The sequence below is a fragment of the Pseudoalteromonas sp. MER144-MNA-CIBAN-0113 genome (assembly GCF_040308965.1).
GTDB classification, from domain to species: domain Bacteria; phylum Pseudomonadota; class Gammaproteobacteria; order Enterobacterales; family Alteromonadaceae; genus Pseudoalteromonas; species Pseudoalteromonas tetraodonis.
In genome coordinates this window covers 1-319 of sequence record NZ_JBEOOG010000250.1, presented here as the reverse complement: position 1 = coordinate 319, position 319 = coordinate 1, and the positions used below count along the sequence as shown (strand labels likewise).

Here is a 319-nt window from a genome sequence, read left to right as displayed (position 1 = left end):
GCACTAGAGTGGATGCTAACAGGTAAACAGATTCGCCCTAAGCAAGCTAAAAAAGCAGGTGTGCTTGATGACTGTGTACCGCACAGTGTGCTGCTAAAAGTTGCAAAAGAATTTGCGACTAAGAAAAAGCCACAAGCAAAAGAGCCAAAGCTCGACAATATTAGTAAATTACTAGAGTCAAACCCGTTTGGTCGTAACTTTATCTTTAAAAAAGCAAAAGAAAACGTACTTAAAAAAACGGGCGGGCACTACCCAGCACCACTCGCTATTATTAAAGCAGTGCGAGCTAGTGTAGAGCTTGATGAGCTAAAAGCGTATA

Annotated in this window: 1 pseudogene; it reads left to right on the top strand. The window is 41.4% G+C overall.

The annotated features are described in order from the left end of the window. Window positions 1–319 (top strand): annotated as a pseudogene (gene fadJ, locus AAEY57_RS19590) (fatty acid oxidation complex subunit alpha FadJ); the annotation flags it as partial.